Source organism: Protofrankia sp. CiP1_Cm_nod1 (assembly GCF_920888515.1).
Classification (GTDB): Bacteria; Actinomycetota; Actinomycetes; order Frankiales; family Frankiaceae; genus Protofrankia.
Map to the genome: position 1 here is coordinate 1 of NZ_CAKKTM010000369.1, position 2,902 is coordinate 2,902.

At 73.3% G+C, this 2,902-nt stretch carries 2 protein-coding genes and 1 pseudogene; 1 reads left to right on the top strand and 2 read right to left on the bottom strand.

The window, feature by feature from the left end; genetic code table 11:
* Positions 1–2: 2 nt before the first annotated feature.
* Positions 3–701, bottom strand: coding sequence for a ribulose-phosphate 3-epimerase (gene rpe / locus NBX02_RS16590; protein WP_250287518.1), 699 nt, complete (start codon positions 699–701; stop codon positions 3–5).
* A 237-nt stretch (positions 702–938) separates the two neighbouring features.
* On the opposite strand from rpe, the gene NBX02_RS16595 reads away from it, so the two are divergent.
* The gene (locus tag NBX02_RS16595) at positions 939–1,604 is read left to right on the top strand and encodes a hypothetical protein (protein ID WP_250292087.1); all 666 of its coding nucleotides are present in this window, start codon (positions 939–941) and stop codon (positions 1,602–1,604) included.
* 738 nt (positions 1,605–2,342) lie between these two features.
* Here NBX02_RS16595 and NBX02_RS16600 read toward each other — a convergent pair.
* A pseudogene (locus tag NBX02_RS16600) lies at positions 2,343–2,849 on the bottom strand (rRNA cytosine-C5-methyltransferase); the annotation flags it as partial.
* Positions 2,850–2,902 lie beyond the last annotated feature (53 nt).

Sequence of the window (2,902 nt, forward strand, 5' to 3'; positions counted from 1 at the left end):
GGTCAGCCCTTCCCGGGGACCGGTGCCACCAGCCGGGGGGCGGCGGCCAGCGCCTGCGCGCGCAGCGCCTCCAGCGCCGCGGCCGGGTCGGCGGCGCCGTAGACGGCGGTGCCGGCGACGAAGACGTCCACCCCGGCCCGCGCGGCCCGTTCGATGGTCTCGGCGTTGACCCCGCCGTCGATCTGCAGCCACAGGTCGAGCCCCCGGTCGTCCAGCAGCCGCCGAGCCGCCTCGATCTTCGGCAGGACCTCGTCCATGAACTTCTGGCCGCCGAACCCGGGCTCGATGGTCATCAGCAGCAGCAGGTCGAAACGGTGCAGGTCGTCGACATAACGCTCGACCGGGGTGGCCGGTTTGACGGCGAGCCCGGTGCGCGCGCCGGCGGCCCGGATGGCGTCGGTCGTGCGGGGCAGGTCATGGACGGCCTCGGCGTGGATGGTCACGTTCGCCGCGCCCCGCTCGGCGTAGCCGGCGGCCCAGCGGTCCGGGTCGCCGATCATCAGATGGCAGTCGAGCGGGGTGGTGGTGACCGTGCGCAGGGCGGTCACCGTGTCCGGCGCGAACGCCAGGTTGGGGACGAAGTGGTAGTCCATGACGTCGACGTGCAGCCAGTCGGCGTGGCCCTCGACCGCGCGCGCGGCGTCGGCGACCCGCCCGAAATCGGCCGCCAGCAGGCTCGGATAGATCTGCGCGGTTGCCACACCCACGAGCGTATCGGCCCATCCCCGCCCCACCCCCGCCCCACCCACTCCTGTGGCGGTCATCCAGCCCCAGGACGACGCACCGGCCGGATGGCGGGAAGCCGGATGACGGGAAGCCGGATGACGGGAAGCCGGCGCCCGTGGGGGCGGGCAGACCCGGAAGGGGTGAAGACGCTGGCCGCAGGTCTGCCAGGGGCGCCTGAAGGGAACTTTCGCACCGGAACGGAAACGCACAGCGTGGACGTGGCTACTCTGCGTCCGCAGTTCCGGGTGGAGAAAGGATACCGAATAGTGCATGTCATCCCACATGGCCCGGCCGCGGCACGACGCCGGCCGGCTGTGATCCTGACGACGCTGGTGACCACTGCCGCGCTGGCGGTCGGCCTGCCGCTGGCGGCCACACCCGCGCGGGCCCAGACCCCCACCCTGCCGCCGGTCCCGGCCCTCACCCCGACACAGAGCCCGACGTCGACCGCCACGCAGAGCCCCGACCAGACCCAGAGCCCGACGGAAAGCCCCACCCAGAGCGAGAGCCCCGGGCAGCCCCAGGACCGGGTCCAGAACCTGTGCGGGCAGCCTTACGCGCCGTGGACCCTGCGGGAACAGCACGCCGGCCCGGGGGCTCGTGTCGAGATCTGGCAGAACCAGAACACCTACCAGGTGCGCCTGGCCAATCTCCAGGCCAACGGCAAGACCAACGTGGCCGGGGAGGCCGGCACCGTCAGGCAGGGCAACGACCTGGGACGGACGGCGTCGATCGGCGACGCGCCCACCGGCGGCTGGTGCTCCGACACCAGCACCGGCTCCATCTGGGGAGCCCTGAGCTGGGACGTGAACGGCGTCCACTACTGGCGCTCCATCGCCTGCAGCGCCGCCGGCTGCGTCAAGGCCCAGGTCCCCTGATCCTGGCGACCGTCGCCCAGCCACCCGCCGGGCCGCGGCAGGGACAGGCCAGCCAGCCCGCTCCCACCCGCCGGGCCGCGGCAGGGACAGGCCAGCCAGCCCGCTCCCACCCGCCAGCTGATCCTGACAACCGTCACCCGACCACCCGCCAGGCCGCGGCAGGACAGGCCAGCCAGCCCGCTCCCGCCCCGCCCCGGCGGAGCGAGCGGGGCGGGGCGGGGCGCAACCGATCGGGTCCCCGGCACACAGAGCCATCCCGAAGCCGGCCGGAAACCCATGATCGGACGCCGTCGCGTGCCGGATCGCGAGGGCGAGGGGACGGGCGGCCGCTCCGGCGGTCGTCTCCACCCTCGCCTTCCCGACCAGGACGCCTTCCCGACCGGGATAGCGGACGGGCGACCATCCAGCCGGTGCGCCGGGAACGGCACAGCAGCCACCCCGAGGCTGCTGTTCGGCGCCGGGCTGGCGGGAACCATCCGGCCGGTGCACCGGGAACGGCACAGCAGGGCCAGAAAGCTCTGGAGCGCCAGTCAGGTAACCGTACGTATCCCCGCGAGCGGTGACGCGCTTCGAGGGGCGCCGGCCACCGGAGAAGATCGGCGTAATTTTGTCGTTGTGTACGCTTTTGCAGCTAAAAAAACGTACACAACGACAAAATTGTCTGGATCATGGCCTGTACGGGTGGCCGTGGCCTGTACGGGTTGTCATGGACGGGATCCGCGCTGCTTGACCGGCGCGCTAGGAACGGCGCAGCAGGGCCAGGAACATCGCGTCGGTGCCGTGCCGGTGCGGCCACAGCTGTACGAACGGGCCGTCGCCGAGATCCGGCACCTCGGGCAGGTACTCCCGCGCGTCCAGGACGGACACGCCGTCGCCGCGCGCCGCCAGCCGCGCCACCACGTCCATCACGACCTCGACGGTCTCGGCCGGATGCGGCGAGCAGGTCACATACCCGACCACCCCGCCGGGGCGCGCCAGGTCGACGGCGGCGGTCAGCAGCTGCCGTTGCAGGCGGGACAGGGGCGCGACCTGCGCCGGCGTACGGCGCCAGCGGGCCTCCGGCCGGCGGCGCAGCGCACCCAGGCCTGTACAGGGCACGTCGACGAGCACCCGGTCGGCGCTGCCGGGGCGCAGCGGCGCCGCCCGCCCGTCCGCCCGCACCACCGCCACGTTCGGCCGGCCCACCCCCAGGCCGCCCGCCGGACCCGCCACGCCAGCCCCCGGACCGCCCGCCGGACCCGCCACGCCAGCCCCCAGGCCTGTCTCTTATACACATCTGACGCTGCCGACGACCAGTC